A 13840-nucleotide genomic window follows, 5' to 3' on the forward strand; every position below is an offset into this window, starting at 1 on the left:
TTTGTAAAATTTGAATGTTATCATAAGAAATTTATAAATCACCCGGACTAAACAGCCGGGTTTTTTCGTTTTTAAACCATTAACAGATGCAGAAATAAGATGGAAACATTGTTGAAAAAGAGGCCCCTTATAATTTCGGGTCCATGCAGTGCTGAAACAGAGGAGCAGGTTTTGGAGACTGCCACACAACTTGCAAAGCTTGGTGTTGTGGATGTAATGCGTGCCGGAATCTGGAAACCGAGAACGAGACCGGGTACATTTGAGGGTGTTGGAACCAAAGGGCTGCCCTGGCTTCAGCAGGCGAAAAAGATAACCGGCTTCCCCCTTGCGGTCGAGGTTGCAACCACAAAGCAGGTTGAGGACGCACTTCATTTCGATGTTGATATTCTTTGGATTGGTGCCCGGTCTGTCGTCAATCCGATGAGTGTTCAGGAGATAGCGAATGCCTTGAGAGGCACCAATGTCCCTGTGTTTATAAAAAATCCGATGAACCCCGATATCGAGTTGTGGAGCGGTGCAGTGGAGAGAATCGGTAATGCAGGTGTTACAAATATCGGACTGATACACCGGGGATTCAGCACCTACGGAAATCTTGAATACAGAAATGCCCCCATCTGGCATCTGGCAATCGAGATGAAAAGAAGATACAGCGATCTGATGATGATCTGCGATCCTGCTCATATCTGTGGCAGAAGAGACATACTTAAAGATGTGTCGCAAAAAGCAATTGATCTCGACTTTGACGGTTTGATGATAGAAAGCCACCGCGATCCTGATAAAGCGTGGAGCGATGCGAAGCAACAGGTGACACCCGCTGATCTGAAAATACTGCTCGATCAACTGGTCTGGAGGGATTCAACCAGCGAAAATATTTCACAGGATTCCCCGCTTGAAGAGTACAGAGAGGTAATCGATCAGATAGATGATGAACTGATGCAGTTGCTCGCTAAAAGAATGAACCTTGCTGCAAAGATTGGTGAATACAAGAAGGAAAAGAAGATTACCATACTTCAGACCAACAGATGGAATGAAATTCTTGAGAAGGGGATCAATCTGGGTGTGAAACTTGGTTTAAGCAACGAATTTGTCGCCGGTTTCCTCGAGGTGGTTCACATGGAAAGCATCAATCATCAGAACAGGATTATGAATTCCCAAGCCGGTTGACACCACCTGCGCAGTCATACAGAATCAGTTCCCTGTCAGAAAGAGTGATTCCGTTGTTTTCGAGGGGGAGGGAGATCGTAAAGATCGACCCTTTTCCCGGAGTGCTGTTTACTGATATTGTACCCCCCATTTTCTCTATGTGACTTTTAGCTATGGTAAGCCCGAGTCCGGTCCCTTCGAAATGGCGTCCCATCTCTTCACTTGCCTGTCGGAACGCCTGGAATATTATCTCAAACTCGTTGTTATCGATCCCGATACCTGTGTCTGTTACTGAGATCAGGATATTCTTTTTATCACCCCTGGTCTGATGCCAAAGATTTACCGTTATTCCACCGTGAAAAGTGAATTTGATGGCGTTCGAGATAAGATTTTCGAGCGCCTGAACAAACATGCTCTTGTCGAGAATGCACCGGCACCCGGAGATGTGGCTCCCGAATCTGAGATAAAGATTCGAATTGTCGATCTGATAATCGAAAGTTTTGCAAACCTCGATCACTGTGTCGATGAGTTCAAACTCTTTTGCAACAGGATTCGATCTTCCGGCTTCGATTCTGCTGAAGTCCATAATCTTTTTTAATGTATCGAGCAGCCTTGTGGAACTTGCAAATATCCTGTTTCCGATACTCCTTATTTCGGGATCATTTTTATATTCACCGAGTATCTCGGCAAATCCAATGACACCTATCATCGGAGTTCGCAACTCGTGACTCATGTTCAGCAGAAAGCTCGATTTTAGTGCACTCATTTCTTCAGCTTCTTTTTTGGCTTTAATGAGGAGTTGTTCGTTGGCTTTCCTTTCAGTGATATCGGCAATGAGGGTAAGAATGCCGGTTTTCCCTCCCGGAAGAGGCACCCTTGTTTCGGTCAGTTGAACATTAAACCGGGTGCCGTCTCTTCTCGAGGCGAAAGATTCCTGACGGAGAATTTCCCCTGAGAGGATCTTCTTGAGGTTTAGATCGATGAGAGACTTGTCTGCGTGAGAGGCTATTACCGAGATGTTGTTACCGGTCAGTTCTTCCAGTGAGAATCCTGTCAGCTCAACAGCTTTTGGATTTGCATCAATGATATTCCCTCTTTCATCCTGCAGAATTATTCCTTCAGGTGACAATTCGAACAGGGAGTGGTAGCGTTCCTCGTTCATTCTAAGAGTTGTGATGTCGTTAAAGATTATATTGATATAGTCGTGCCCCTCCATAAGGATATGAGTACCTGACACATCAACATAGATAATACTGCCATCCATTCTGACGAGACACAGATCCCTCAACTCGAATACATCGAGTCTCCCCGGGGTGCTTAGACTTTCAAGTGACTGATTGAGGCTGGATGGATGTACTATATCGAGTATGTCGTGACCGAGCAGTTCTTCCTTTGCAGATGCTCCGATCATTTTCAGGAAGGCGGAATTTACAAATACAAACTTTCGAGTATCATGCACGATTGTGGGTGCAGGATAAATTTCGAGCATACTAAAAAACTGCTTCTCATTGTCCATGTTTTTCCGCCGGAATAAAATTGTAATCTCCAAATTAATATAGTAAAAAATCCATTTTTCATGAATAAATTAAGTTCAAAAGAAAAAAAATTGTGATCTAATGCATAACTGTTTTCGAACTTCTCTGTTTTTGTTAATACTCATTGTTTCAATCCATGCCCAAATGCCGGACAGGTATGTTATTCTGGTAATAGTTGACGGTGCAAGGTACAGCGAAACCCTTGGCGACACATCCGGAAGATTCGCTCCAAATCTTAAGAGACTGGCAACAGAGGGGGTGGTTATAGATTCATTCTTCAACAATGGCTGGACGGTAACAAACAGGGGAGTACCAGCAATCTGGTCGGGTTCATGGTCAACTCCGCTCGATACTTTTTATAACGGTTTTCAAACTCAATATGCCACCGTGCCCACTCTTTGGGAATATTTCAGAAAAGCCCATCAGCAGGATTCCACGGAGGCAATGTATATAATGAAATATCTTTCTTCTCCCTGGCTGCAGAGTTTTCGTCCCGATTATGGACCTGCCTACTGGCCCTGGTATATCCTTCAGGGGAGCAACGATGTCTCCGTGTGGCAAAAGGCAAAAAACATGCTCCAGACATGGCGTCCGCGACTTTCGGTTCTCTATTTTTCTGATGTCGATCATTACGGACATTTGGGTGTTTGGAATGATTATACGCGTGCCGTTACCATTGCCGACAGTCTGATCAATCAACTTTGGGAGTTTGTAAAAAATGATCCGGTTTTAAAGGATAAAACCACGATTCTCGTGACAAATGACCACGGACGGCATTCCGACGGGGTTTCTACAGGGTTCACGGGACATGGCGACGGCTGTGCAGGGTGCAGAAGAATTATGCTTTTCGGAATTGGCGCCAATGTAAAGAAGGGCGTTCATACAAATACCAAACGATACATCCCTGATATTGTACCAACCATAGGGGCTATTCTGAATTTCCCGACTCCCGTCGTCTCGGGTGTTTCGATGAGTGAGATTCTGGATATTCAAACTGATGTGCCGGATGAGACAATTCCGCACACTTTTGCACTTGAACAGAATTTCCCTAATCCTTTCAACCCATACACAAACATAAATTTTTCTCTGCCTTCAGAGACGAAAGTTAAACTCGAAATTTACAATGCCATCGGCGAAAAGGTTTTGGATTTAATTGATGGTGACATGGCAGCAGGGAGACATCAAATCTATTTTGATGCCACCGGTCTTCCAAGCGGGCTTTATCTCTACAGACTGGTTTCCGGCAACCGGGTGGAATCCCGCAAGATGATGTTGCTGAAGTAAACGGGAGTCTCCTCCCGCTATTTTAAGATCACCATCTTGCCGGTCACAGGATTGAGTCCCGTGCCAACAGGTTCCAGCCTGTAGAACCAGACTCCTGACGGGAGGTTACCCGAATTGTAATTTATCACATTTACCCCTTTTTGGCATCTCACGGGGAGTTTTTCCTGTATAATTGAGCCTCTCAGGTCGTAAATTTTCAGTACTGCTTCCATTTCAAAAGGGACTGTAAAAGTTATTTGTGTGGAACCGTTGAAGGGATTGGGATAGTTGTTCAGGAGTCGAAATGAACCCGGGTTTTCTGCATCGGCGGATTCGATGCCTGACGGGAGCGTAACTGATGTCCAGGTCGCTCCTTTATCGGATGAATATTTAATCGCCTCAGAACCTGTCTCTCTTATTGCGACATTCGACTTCCCGGCGGCAAGATTATCGATTCCGGAATTCCCTCTGTAAACCTCATCCCACGAAGCTCCGCCGTTTGTGGTTCTTAGCAAAGAATTGACACTCCAGACCCCCTGGTAGCCGGTTAGTGAATCACCAAATGCAGCGAGACCTGAAAGAACACCTGCATCCTGCAGGATGATGTTCCAGTTTTGACCGGCGTTTGAGCTGAACCACAGCCTCGACATTGTTGTCACGAATCCGTGTTTAGCTGAAATGAATTTCGACACCCCTTTCTCACCAAGGGATTCAATAATCTGCCAGCTTCTGCATGAATCTGCAGAACTCAAGTAGTTAAAACTTTGTGCAAAAGGGTTAAAGTTGGGGGCGTAGAGGAAAATTTTTCCGGCATGAGGCATGCCTGCAAATTTGATGTAGTTGTAATTCTGAAGAGGAAGTTGAAAACTGACCGTGTCAAACGATACGCCGCCATTAAATGACCTGTAAACGCTTAAATTACCACCCAGAATAAGAATTGTCGCTCCATCGGATTCAAAACCGGAGGCATTTATGGTATTTCCCGATTCAAAGATTTTTGTCCAGACAGAGCCTCCGTCGGTTGTACGGTACAACTCATTCTCTTTGGCTGCAAAGCCAACAGATTCCGACACAAAATAGAGCAACGAGATGTTTTTATTGTCCGGTCCAAAATTTAATTTTTCGAACTGGTGGGGAGAAGAGGTCTGTCTGAAAAGATCAGATTCTCTACTGATGAACAGTTTTTCACCGGCGAACTCAAAAATCTGTGAATAAACCGGAAGAGTGAGAATGATAAACAGGGCTAATAATCTGTGACTCATGGCTTCATCAATTTTTGCTGTTGTAATACACAAATATGCCAAAATCTGATTTCACATCCATGAATTTACTGAAATGAAATTCAGCTAAAATATTGATTTACCTTTTCGAAAGTGAATCTCTTACAAGTGTCACAAAAGCCTCTCTTTTGAACGGTTTTGACATGTAGTGAGTGCATCCTGCCCGCATGGCATCTTCCTTGTCCTTTAGCATAGCAAAGGCGGTAAGGGCTATCACGGGAGTCTCTTTGTATTGCGGCAATTTTCTCAACTCCACTGTTGTCTGATAGCCGTCGAGACCTCTGCCAAGATTTACATCCATCAGAATAAGAGGATAATGGTTCGAAGTTGCTTTTTCGAGTGCCTCTTTGCTGGAGATTGCAGACTCTATTTTACATATTTTTCTCAGCATTCTTGCTATCATTTCTATTGCAATGGGATCGTCTTCGACATAGAGGATGGTTGGAAGTTCTGCTTCTCCGGTTTGAACCGGTGCCGCTACACTCTCAAAAACTTCACCTGCACGGGGATTTTGTATCGGGAGAGAAACGGTAAATGTCGTTCCGGTACCAACCTCACTGTCAAGTTGTATAGTGCCGTTTAGTTTTTCAACAAATTTTTTGGTCACAGCCAGACCGAGCCCCGTTCCTTCAAAGTTTCTGCCGAAACCTTCACTTGCCTGCCTGAAATCGTCGAATATAAATGCCTGTTCCTCTTTTGCGATACCGATTCCTGTGTCACGAACTTTCAGAAGCAGATAACCGTTCCCTGACAGATTTTTTGAAGACACCTCGACTTTTACCAGTCCTGTTTTTGTAAATTTTATTGCATTGTTGATGAGGTTTGCGCAGATCTGGGAAAAGATCCTTTCATCAGTTACGAAGGGGAGTTTCACTTCAGGTGCCACCAGTTCGAAATCGAGACCCTTTTTCTTTGCCTCGTTAATATGCAGTCGGAAATTCTCTCTGACTGTTTCTACTGCGTCAATTTCACTTTTAACCATCTCAAGCTTGCCGGCTTCAATTCTCGACAGATCGAGAATCAGGTTGAGAGTGTTCATTAAACGGGAACCGCTTTTGTAAATAATATCTGCATATTCGACCACCTGCGGGGGGTTTCCCTCTTCGGTCAGGAGGTCGGAATACCCAAGAATACCAATCATTGGAGTGCGGAGCTCGTGGCTCATATTGGCAAGGAAACTCGATTTCAACCGGTTCATTTCCTCTGCTTCCTCTTTGGCGAGAATCAATTCCTTCTCGTATTTTTTCCTGGCGGTAATATCGGCGAGGATGGTCATGATACCGGCAGACCCGTCGGGGAGAACCACTCTTGCCTCAGTCAGTTCCACATTGACGACTTCTCCATCCTTCCTCAGTCCCTCTGCTTCATGTTTATAGGAACCTTCAGTAATGATTGTCTCGATGTCATCAGAAATGTCTTGAATGTTTTCAGGGGGAGTAATCATGCTGATGTGTTGTCCGAGCATTTCTTCTCTTGTATATCCAAGAATTACGGAGAATTCCCTGTTCACATCGATTACTTCTCCACTCTCATTTTGAAGGATAATTCCTACGGGAGAGAGGTTAAACAGAGCCCGGTATCTTGCCTCGCTTTCAATGAGGGCTTCCCTTGCCTTCAGTCGCTCTATGTTATTTTTGCGCTCCTCCAGAGCCTTCAAAATTGCTGTTCCGAGTCTTACTATCTGTTCTTTTATCACATAGTTTGCAGCTCCGGCTCTCATACATTCCACTGCAGTCTCTTCATTTACAGAACCGGTAACAATAATTACGGGAGTAATCGGTGAATGCTCTATAGTAAGCCTGAGTGCGGAAAGCCCGTCAAACTCGGGCATCGAATAGTCGGAAAGTATAATATGCGGCTCAAACTCCTTCAATTCCCTAAGGAAGTCTCCTTCTGTTTCGACATTTCGAAATATTGCGTTGGGAAGGACTTTTTTTACTTCTCTTTTGGTAAGTTCGCAATCGGGGAGAAAGTCTTCAACTATAAGGATTTTATATTCTTGTTCCATAGAGATTCCGGGGAAATTTTGTTATTTGGATGCTTCATTAAGAATTAGCCAGTACATACCCAGTTGGGAAACTGCTTTTACGAAATCCTCAAACTGCACCGGCTTGACCACATAACTGTTCGCTCCCAGATCGTAAGCTGATTTTATATCAGGATCTTCCTTCGAAGAGGTTAATATCACAACCGGCAATTTGCGCGTAATCTCATTACTCCGTATCTCTTTCAGTACTTCAAGACCGTTTATTTTTGGTAATTTGAGGTCAAGAAACACAACCCTTAACTCAGTGTGATCAACGGTTCCTTCATATTTCTCTTTATTGAAAAGGTAGTTTAAGGCATCTTCGCCGTCTTCGCAAATCTTGATATTATTTGCGAGATGATTCTTTTTCAGTGCCCTCATCATTAGAGTCGCGTCGTTGGGATTATCTTCAACTATCAGTATTTCAATTGATGAATTATTCTTTTCCATGGTTGTATATCAATTTTACATTATAAATAATAATCCTGCTTTTAGAACGGTAAAATAAGGAATAACCTGCCTATTAACAAAATAAATCGTTCTCTGTAAAAGGGAGAGTTTAAATTTTATTGCGGCAGACCACATTAACAAATTTTATTAGGATATTTGGACAGCGAACTTTTCATTTTATTGGATATCAAATGTCGAAGAACGAATCAGTAAAACCGGGAATCGTAAAACAGACGATTATTGAAGTAACTCAGCCCTTCAAAGATCTGGTGCATTCACCAAGGGCACTTTGGGGGATTAATATCTCCTATCTTCTCGAGGGACTCACTTATTTTGGTGTTGTTGGGCTCCTCACTATCTTTTTTACCGAGAATATAAAACTCAATGACATTGAATCGGGGCAGATGGTGGGTGTTCTTACAGCGGGTATCACCCTGAGTATGCTGTTTCTCGGTGCCGCGGTCGATATAATCGGTGTGAGGATGTCATTGCTCATTTCACTGATGGCTATGCTGGTTGGCAGGGTATTGCTTGCAGTCAGTCCGACACTTTTCCCGGGGACCGGACTTTGGGGTTCGGCACACATCACAGCGATGCTTGGTATCCTTGGCATCATCATAGGTTACGGAATCTACCAGCCTGCGTGTTATGCGGGAGTGAAGCGATTTACAGATGAGAAAACCTCTGCGATGGGGTATGCAATGCTCTATGCTTTGATGAATCTCGGAGGATTCCTTCCCGGTTTAATCTCCCCACCTGTCAGAAAGAGCTTTGGAATCACAGGAGTGTTCTGGGTTTATGTTGTGCTTACTGTCGTCGGGATTATTTCCGTGCTTTTCATTCTTACCAAAAAGACGGTAAAAATGGCAGAGGCGAATCTCAGTGATGAGAAGAAGGCGGAAGTGAAAGCCGAAAATGAAATGCCTTTTGCTGAAAAAATGAAATATTACATGAAGAATTTCCCCCTTAAGGATATGAGATTCCTCTTCTTCATTTTTATTCTGATTCCCGTTCAGACACTTTTTGCTCATAACTGGTTGACGCTGCCGACTTATTGCTACCGGGCTTTCACCGGTGTGGTAAGCTAGAATTTTGAGTTTTTCACAAATTTCAATCCCATACTTATTTTTATTCTTACTCCTGCCGTGGCAGCTCTGACCGCCCAGAAAAATGCATATAAAATGATGATTTGGGGAACATTTGTGATGGCTTCGCCGACTTTTATCCTGGCTTTAGGTCCCAATATCTACACACTTTTCGGTTATCTGATAATCATGACCATTGGTGAAGCGATGTGGCAACCGAGATTTCTGCAGTGGGTGGCTGAAATTGCCCCCAAAGGGATGACGGGAATATATATGGGTATCGGGCAGTTCCCATGGTTCCTGACGAAAGTCGTCACCTCCCTTTATTCAGGATGGTTCCTTATGAATTATGCTCCTGAAGGGGTTCCACCGGAAAAAATGAACACAGAAATGATGTGGCTGCTTTATGGATTTATCGCCATTATCAGTCCAATCGGCTTGATCCTCGCCAAAAACTGGATGGTAAAAGGATTTAAGACCAAAAGTGAGGATTAGGGAGGTATCAGGTATCAGGTATTATTTTTGGTGTTTGGAAAGTTATTATGTGATGACTATATTTGGTCTTTAAAAGGACTGTTATTATGAAACTTAGCGATTCAGTTAAATCAATCAGTTATCTAAAAGCAAATGCAGCGGCATTGGTAGAAGATATATACAAGAACGGCAAGACTTTTGTAATTACCCAAAACGGGGAGGCAAAAGTCGTTGTTCAGGATATTAAAGTGTACGAACAGATGCAAGATACCCTGGCAATGTTAAAACTGCTTTCGATGTCAAGCAATGGTCAATCTGGCGCAAAGGAAATGACCGAAGTTTTTGATGAACTGTATAAAGAGTTAGATGAGTTGGAATAAAGTGTCTTATACTGTTAAGTTCGTTGAAGCAGCCCAAAACGACCTTCGAAGTATTTACAAATATGTTTATTACAATGATTGTAAAGCGGCAGCAAAAAAATTGTTAACTGAAATAAAATTGGCATGTGAAACTTTGCAATCTTTCCCGTCAAGAGGCCATCTCCTTCATGAGTTGCAATTTCTGAGTGCTGGTGGCTATTTGGAAATCCACTTCAAACATTTTAGAATCATTTATGAGACAGTTGAAAATACAGTTTACATTCATGCGGTTCTTGATGGTAGAAGGAATATCCAGGAACTTTTAATTGAAAGAATACTAAATAATTAACCTTTTAGAACAAAGGAAATTCCGCAAGCATGCATAAATTAATCGAAAAGCCTGCAATTGTTCAGGCAGCAGGAAACAAGCCCAAAATAATCGAGGAATATGTCGGAAGAGTTAACTCGGGTACCGATGTCGTGAGTATCGCGAGAATGCAATCACCTGCAGGATGGACGGAGCCGGCTCAGATCCCTGAATTTGATGAATATACTGTAGTATTGAAAGGCGTCCTCCGCGTGGAGAGCGAAACGGGATTTATTGATGTCTCTGCCGGTCAGGCAATCCACACCCCCAAAGGGGAGTGGGTTAGGTACAGCACCCCGAACGATGAGGATGCCGAATATATTGCTGTCTGTTTGCCTGCGTTTTCGCCCTATACAGTACACAGACAAGAGTAACAGTTATTAGTTTTGAGTTATGATTTATAAGTTGTCCAAAGCCCTTGTGGCGATATGCGGGTAGAATTTGGCGACAACCTTAACCAGAGCCCTTGCGGCGGCATGTGGGTAGAACCGGCACACAATTGCACGAATCATTCTCCATCCTTTCAACGGAGTGGTCTGTGACATGTATAGAAAATCGAAAAATCTATACATATCACAGCCGATATGTATAGAGAATTGAAAAAATTATACATATTGCATCAGTCATGCATAAAAAACCGGAAAATCTGAACATATCATTAAACCATTATTTGAATGAACCATGGTCATCGAAATATTCTCAGATAAAATATAAATATGTTTTTTGATCCAACAAAGCCATTTAATTCAATTCCTCTTTTACCTCCGGATTTTGAACTCGAGACAGAAAAGGTTCTGGAGCAACTTGATATTTCCCACCGGTATCTTGCAGAGCTTAAAATAAATTCCCGGACAATCGCCAACAATTCAGTCTTACTCAATACTCTCGCCCTCCGGGAGGCAAAAAGCAGTTCTGCGATTGAAAATATTTTTACGGTATATGATGAATTGTATAAGTACGATCTTTTTTCAGACCAGGTCGAAAGTCCAGCCTCAAACCAGGTGCTCAGGTATTCAAAAGCTCTGATTTATGGATATAATCTTATAAAAAAAGATAAAAAACTCTCAATCAGTAAAATATTGTCGATAAAGCAGATCCTGGAAGATAATGATGCGGAAGTCCGAAAGGTTCCGGGAACTGTCCTGAAAAATATCAGGACTGGTGAGACGGCCTATACACCCCCTGACGATCCGAATGTGATCCTGAATGCACTCCGCAATCTCGAAAAATACATTAATGACCAGGATTTCCAGAATGTCGATCCCCTTATCAAAATGGCAGTGATTCATTATCAATTCGAGGCAATCCAGCCTTTTTACGACGATAATTGGAGGACAGGGAGGATCATAAATGTTTTATATCTCGTGATGAATAACCTTCTGGATATGCCCGTAATATGCCTGAGTAACTACTTTATGGAAAAGAAATCAGATTATTACAGGTTGCTCAATGAGGTGCGTACAAGAAACAATTGGGAAAATTGGATTATATTTATCCTTAAGGCTGTTCAATATACAGCGGAAGACGGCATTGCCCTTATTATGGAAATAAAAGAGCTAATGAACGAATTTAAATTCAAAATCTGGAACGAGTTGCCCAAAATTTACAGCCAGGATCTGCTCTACCTGTTATTCAGGCATCCCTACATTAATATTGATATTGGAATGAATGATCTTGGGGTGTCAAGATTAACTGTCACAAAATACTTAAACGAGTTGACTGAAAAAGGTCTTCTGAAAAAAAACAAACTCGGCAGAAACTTATATTATGTGAATAAACCGTTGTTCGATCTTTTTGTGAGGAAATGACAAACAGACTCGAAATACAATTTTACGATTAAGACTATAAACAAATCATGACAAAACCTGAACTTCTCCTCCCTGCAGGAGACTTTGAAAAACTTAAATTTGCATTTCAATACGGGGCTGACGCTGTTTATGCGGGGGTTCCTGCATTTTCGCTGAGGGCACGGGAAAATGATTTTAAGATTGACGGCGTAAAAGAAGCGATTGACTACACACACTCCCTTGGGAAAAAGATTTATCTGACGGTGAATATTTTCCCTCACAACAGCAAACTTGAACCGATGCGTCGTGCAATTACCGCAATGGCTGAACTGAAACCTGACGCTTTTATTATGGCGGATCCGGGAGTTATTTATTTTGCAAAAGAAATATGTCCCGATATCCCGATACACCTTTCGACTCAGGCGAACAATATCAACTGGGCATCCGCAAAGTTCTGGAGGGAGCAAGGGATATCGAGAATCATCCTTTCCAGAGAGCTTTCTCTCCGGGAAGTGAAGACAATTCATGAAAAAGTACCTGATGTGGAGCTGGAATTTTTTGTTCATGGTTCCATCTGCATGGCTTATTCGGGGAGGTGTCTCCTTTCAAACTACATGTCTTACCGTGATGCAAATCAGGGGACATGCGCCCACAGTTGCCGCTGGCAGTACAAAGTGTATAAGGGACACGAGCAGGAGCACAATCCGGAATATGAAGTGGTGGCATCAGAGGATGAACTTACGATGGACGGTGTGTATGATCCTGTTTATAAACCCCTCGAAGGGAATTTCTACCTTGAAGAGCAGCAGAGACCGGGAGAGTTTCTGGAGGCTGATGAGGACGAATATGGCACCTACATAATGAATTCGAGGGATCTCTGTGCCGCAGAATATCTTCAGGAACTGAAGGATGCCGGTGTTTCGAGCTTCAAGGTCGAGGGGAGATCAAAATCGATTTACTATGTAGCATCCGTTGCCAGAACCTACCGCAAAGCGATTGACGAGATGGAACAGGGAATAAAGCCGACATTCGATTATGTATCCGAGCTTGCAAAAACAGCAAACAGAGGTTTTATTCCGGGATTTCTCGTATCAAATCCGAAGGAAAAAGCCCAGTGGTATGAGAAAAATGTCCAGTTGCAGACTCACGAATTTGCAGGGGTTGTCAGGGAAGTGATGCCTGACGGACTGGCACGGGTTGAAGTGAGAAACAGATTTGAAAAGGGTGAGGAACTCGAGGTTTTCTTTCCCGATTTTGGCATGGATTTTATCCAGACTGTCGGACTGATGAAAAATCCTCTCGATGAGATTGTCGAAGTGGCACACGGTGGAGCCGGAGATATCTTCATCAAACTTGACAAAGAAGTCTTCCCCGGCGTCCTGTTAAGAAAGAAAAGGCAGACTACCTCTTAATCAGCTTAAATGCCATGCCTCTTCCGTGCTGTTGAATGATCGCAAGGTTTATCCAACTGAAAGCGAATTGCTCCAAGAGCTCAACTTTGTCATCACCTCCGAAGTCATAGCATTCCGCAAATCCGATTTCTTTTGCAAGAGTTGAAGCCACATCCTTCGCCTTTGTGCTTGTTCCTGCACAGAACATGTCGATTCCAACGCCGTTATAGACGGGGTCTTTCATGTTTTCAAATCCTGTGCTGTTGAAGCATTTTACAACATCTTCGCAACCTGTTACCGCTTTGATGCCTTCAAATGCATTTTTATAAGGTGCCGGTTTCATAAATACCGAATTGGTTGCATCGATCACGATCTTCTCTTTCAGTGAGGGGTTTTGACCCGCAATATCGACAGCGACCTGTGGAGGTGTTGCGAACAGCACCACTTCTGCACTCGCGATTGCATCCGCAACTGAAGATGCCGAAATATCGGAATTGGAGGCTGTAAGACTTTTGATGTCTTCCGAGTTCACATCCCGTGTTCCAAGAATGACTTTGTGCCCCTTCTTTGCAAAGTTGAGACCAAGTGCGCCGCCGACATTTCCTGCTCCAATAATTGCTATTTTCATTTTAATCCTCGATTGTTTTTCGTTAAGAAATTAATGGTTAACCATAATTTAA

The 13840-nt window shown here is 43.0% G+C and carries 15 protein-coding genes; 9 read left to right on the plus strand and 6 right to left on the minus strand.

All coding sequences use genetic code 11. The annotated features are described in order from the left end of the window. The first annotated feature begins 99 nt into the window (after positions 1-99). Positions 100-1164 (plus strand): bifunctional 3-deoxy-7-phosphoheptulonate synthase/chorismate mutase type II, encoded by a 1065-nt coding sequence (locus LCH52_10935; GenBank protein MCA0388993.1) that lies wholly within the window; start codon positions 100-102, stop codon positions 1162-1164. Here LCH52_10935 and LCH52_10940 read toward each other — a convergent pair. Next, positions 1142-2659, minus strand: a complete 1518-nt coding sequence (locus tag LCH52_10940; GenBank protein MCA0388994.1) for a PAS domain S-box protein — start codon at positions 2657-2659, stop codon at positions 1142-1144. The two genes, LCH52_10935 and LCH52_10940, sit on opposite strands and share 23 nt — an antisense overlap. 130 nt (positions 2660-2789) lie before the next feature. On the opposite strand from LCH52_10940, the gene LCH52_10945 reads away from it, so the two are divergent. Beyond that, complete coding sequence (locus LCH52_10945) at positions 2790-3962, plus strand: alkaline phosphatase family protein (GenBank protein ID MCA0388995.1); 1173 nt, start codon at positions 2790-2792, stop codon at positions 3960-3962. A gap of 17 nt (positions 3963-3979) precedes the next feature. Here the strand turns inward: LCH52_10945 and LCH52_10950 are convergent, their stop codons facing one another. Genes LCH52_10950 through LCH52_10960 form a run of 3 tightly spaced genes read right to left on the minus strand, consistent with a single transcriptional unit; the run spans position 3980 to position 7697 of the window. Beyond that, on the minus strand, positions 3980-5245 hold the full coding sequence (locus LCH52_10950; GenBank protein MCA0388996.1) for a T9SS type A sorting domain-containing protein: 1266 nt from the start codon (positions 5243-5245) through the stop codon (positions 3980-3982). Between the two features lie 55 nt (positions 5246-5300). After that, positions 5301-7229, minus strand: a complete 1929-nt coding sequence (locus LCH52_10955) for a response regulator (protein MCA0388997.1) — start codon at positions 7227-7229, stop codon at positions 5301-5303. A gap of 21 nt (positions 7230-7250) precedes the next feature. Continuing rightward, on the minus strand, positions 7251-7697 hold the full coding sequence (locus tag LCH52_10960) for a response regulator (protein ID MCA0388998.1): 447 nt from the start codon (positions 7695-7697) through the stop codon (positions 7251-7253). 191 nt (positions 7698-7888) lie between these two features. Here LCH52_10960 and LCH52_10965 point away from each other — a divergent pair, with 191 nt between their 5' ends. The 5 genes from LCH52_10965 (at position 7889) to LCH52_10985 (ending at position 10356) form a co-directional block, all read left to right on the plus strand. Further along, on the plus strand, positions 7889-8785 hold the full coding sequence (locus tag LCH52_10965) for an MFS transporter (protein ID MCA0388999.1): 897 nt from the start codon (positions 7889-7891) through the stop codon (positions 8783-8785). 57 nt (positions 8786-8842) lie between these two features. Further along, complete coding sequence (locus LCH52_10970) at positions 8843-9277, plus strand: hypothetical protein (GenBank protein MCA0389000.1); 435 nt, start codon at positions 8843-8845, stop codon at positions 9275-9277. An 86-nt stretch (positions 9278-9363) separates the two neighbouring features. Next, on the plus strand, positions 9364-9636 hold the full coding sequence (locus LCH52_10975) for a type II toxin-antitoxin system Phd/YefM family antitoxin (GenBank protein MCA0389001.1): 273 nt from the start codon (positions 9364-9366) through the stop codon (positions 9634-9636). Further along, positions 9623-9964 (plus strand): type II toxin-antitoxin system RelE/ParE family toxin, encoded by a 342-nt coding sequence (locus LCH52_10980; protein ID MCA0389002.1) that lies wholly within the window; start codon positions 9623-9625, stop codon positions 9962-9964. The genes LCH52_10975 and LCH52_10980 overlap by 14 nt, the downstream gene beginning before the upstream one ends. 29 nt (positions 9965-9993) lie before the next feature. Further along, the gene (locus tag LCH52_10985) at positions 9994-10356 is read left to right on the plus strand and encodes a cupin domain-containing protein (protein MCA0389003.1); all 363 of its coding nucleotides are present in this window, start codon (positions 9994-9996) and stop codon (positions 10354-10356) included. A gap of 24 nt (positions 10357-10380) precedes the next feature. Here LCH52_10985 and LCH52_10990 read toward each other — a convergent pair whose 3' ends face one another. Then, complete coding sequence (locus LCH52_10990) at positions 10381-10554, minus strand: hypothetical protein (protein MCA0389004.1); 174 nt, start codon at positions 10552-10554, stop codon at positions 10381-10383. Positions 10555-10698: 144 nt separating this feature from the next. Here LCH52_10990 and LCH52_10995 point away from each other — a divergent pair, with 144 nt between their 5' ends. After that, positions 10699-11790 (plus strand): Fic family protein, encoded by a 1092-nt coding sequence (locus tag LCH52_10995; protein ID MCA0389005.1) that lies wholly within the window; start codon positions 10699-10701, stop codon positions 11788-11790. A 47-nt stretch (positions 11791-11837) separates the two neighbouring features. Next, a complete protein-coding gene (locus tag LCH52_11000; protein MCA0389006.1) occupies positions 11838-13181 on the plus strand; it encodes a U32 family peptidase C-terminal domain-containing protein in 1344 nt (447 codons plus the stop codon). Here LCH52_11000 and LCH52_11005 read toward each other — a convergent pair. Beyond that, positions 13171-13788, minus strand: a complete 618-nt coding sequence (locus tag LCH52_11005) for an NAD(P)-binding domain-containing protein (GenBank protein ID MCA0389007.1) — start codon at positions 13786-13788, stop codon at positions 13171-13173. The genes LCH52_11000 and LCH52_11005 overlap by 11 nt on opposite strands. Between the last annotated feature and the right edge of the window lie 52 nt (positions 13789-13840).

The organism is Bacteroidota bacterium, from assembly GCA_020161395.1.
Taxonomy (GTDB): Bacteria; Bacteroidota; Ignavibacteria; order Ignavibacteriales; family Ignavibacteriaceae; genus UTCHB3.

Coding starts and splice junctions, on each gene's coding strand:
- LCH52_10935 (MCA0388993.1), top strand. CDS start 100: ATGGAAACATTGTTGAAAAAGAGGCCCCTTATAATTTCGGGTCCATGC.
- LCH52_10940 (MCA0388994.1), bottom strand. CDS start 2,659: ATGGACAATGAGAAGCAGTTTTTTAGTATGCTCGAAATTTATCCTGCA.
- LCH52_10955 (MCA0388997.1), bottom strand. CDS start 7,229: ATGGAACAAGAATATAAAATCCTTATAGTTGAAGACTTTCTCCCCGAT.
- LCH52_10960 (MCA0388998.1), bottom strand. CDS start 7,697: ATGGAAAAGAATAATTCATCAATTGAAATACTGATAGTTGAAGATAAT.
- LCH52_10965 (MCA0388999.1), top strand. CDS start 7,889: ATGTCGAAGAACGAATCAGTAAAACCGGGAATCGTAAAACAGACGATT.
- LCH52_10975 (MCA0389001.1), top strand. CDS start 9,364: ATGAAACTTAGCGATTCAGTTAAATCAATCAGTTATCTAAAAGCAAAT.
- LCH52_10980 (MCA0389002.1), top strand. CDS start 9,623: ATGAGTTGGAATAAAGTGTCTTATACTGTTAAGTTCGTTGAAGCAGCC.
- LCH52_10985 (MCA0389003.1), top strand. CDS start 9,994: ATGCATAAATTAATCGAAAAGCCTGCAATTGTTCAGGCAGCAGGAAAC.
- LCH52_10990 (MCA0389004.1), bottom strand. CDS start 10,554: ATGTATAGATTTTTCGATTTTCTATACATGTCACAGACCACTCCGTTG.
- LCH52_10995 (MCA0389005.1), top strand. CDS start 10,699: ATGTTTTTTGATCCAACAAAGCCATTTAATTCAATTCCTCTTTTACCT.
- LCH52_11000 (MCA0389006.1), top strand. CDS start 11,838: ATGACAAAACCTGAACTTCTCCTCCCTGCAGGAGACTTTGAAAAACTT.
- LCH52_11005 (MCA0389007.1), bottom strand. CDS start 13,788: ATGAAAATAGCAATTATTGGAGCAGGAAATGTCGGCGGCGCACTTGGT.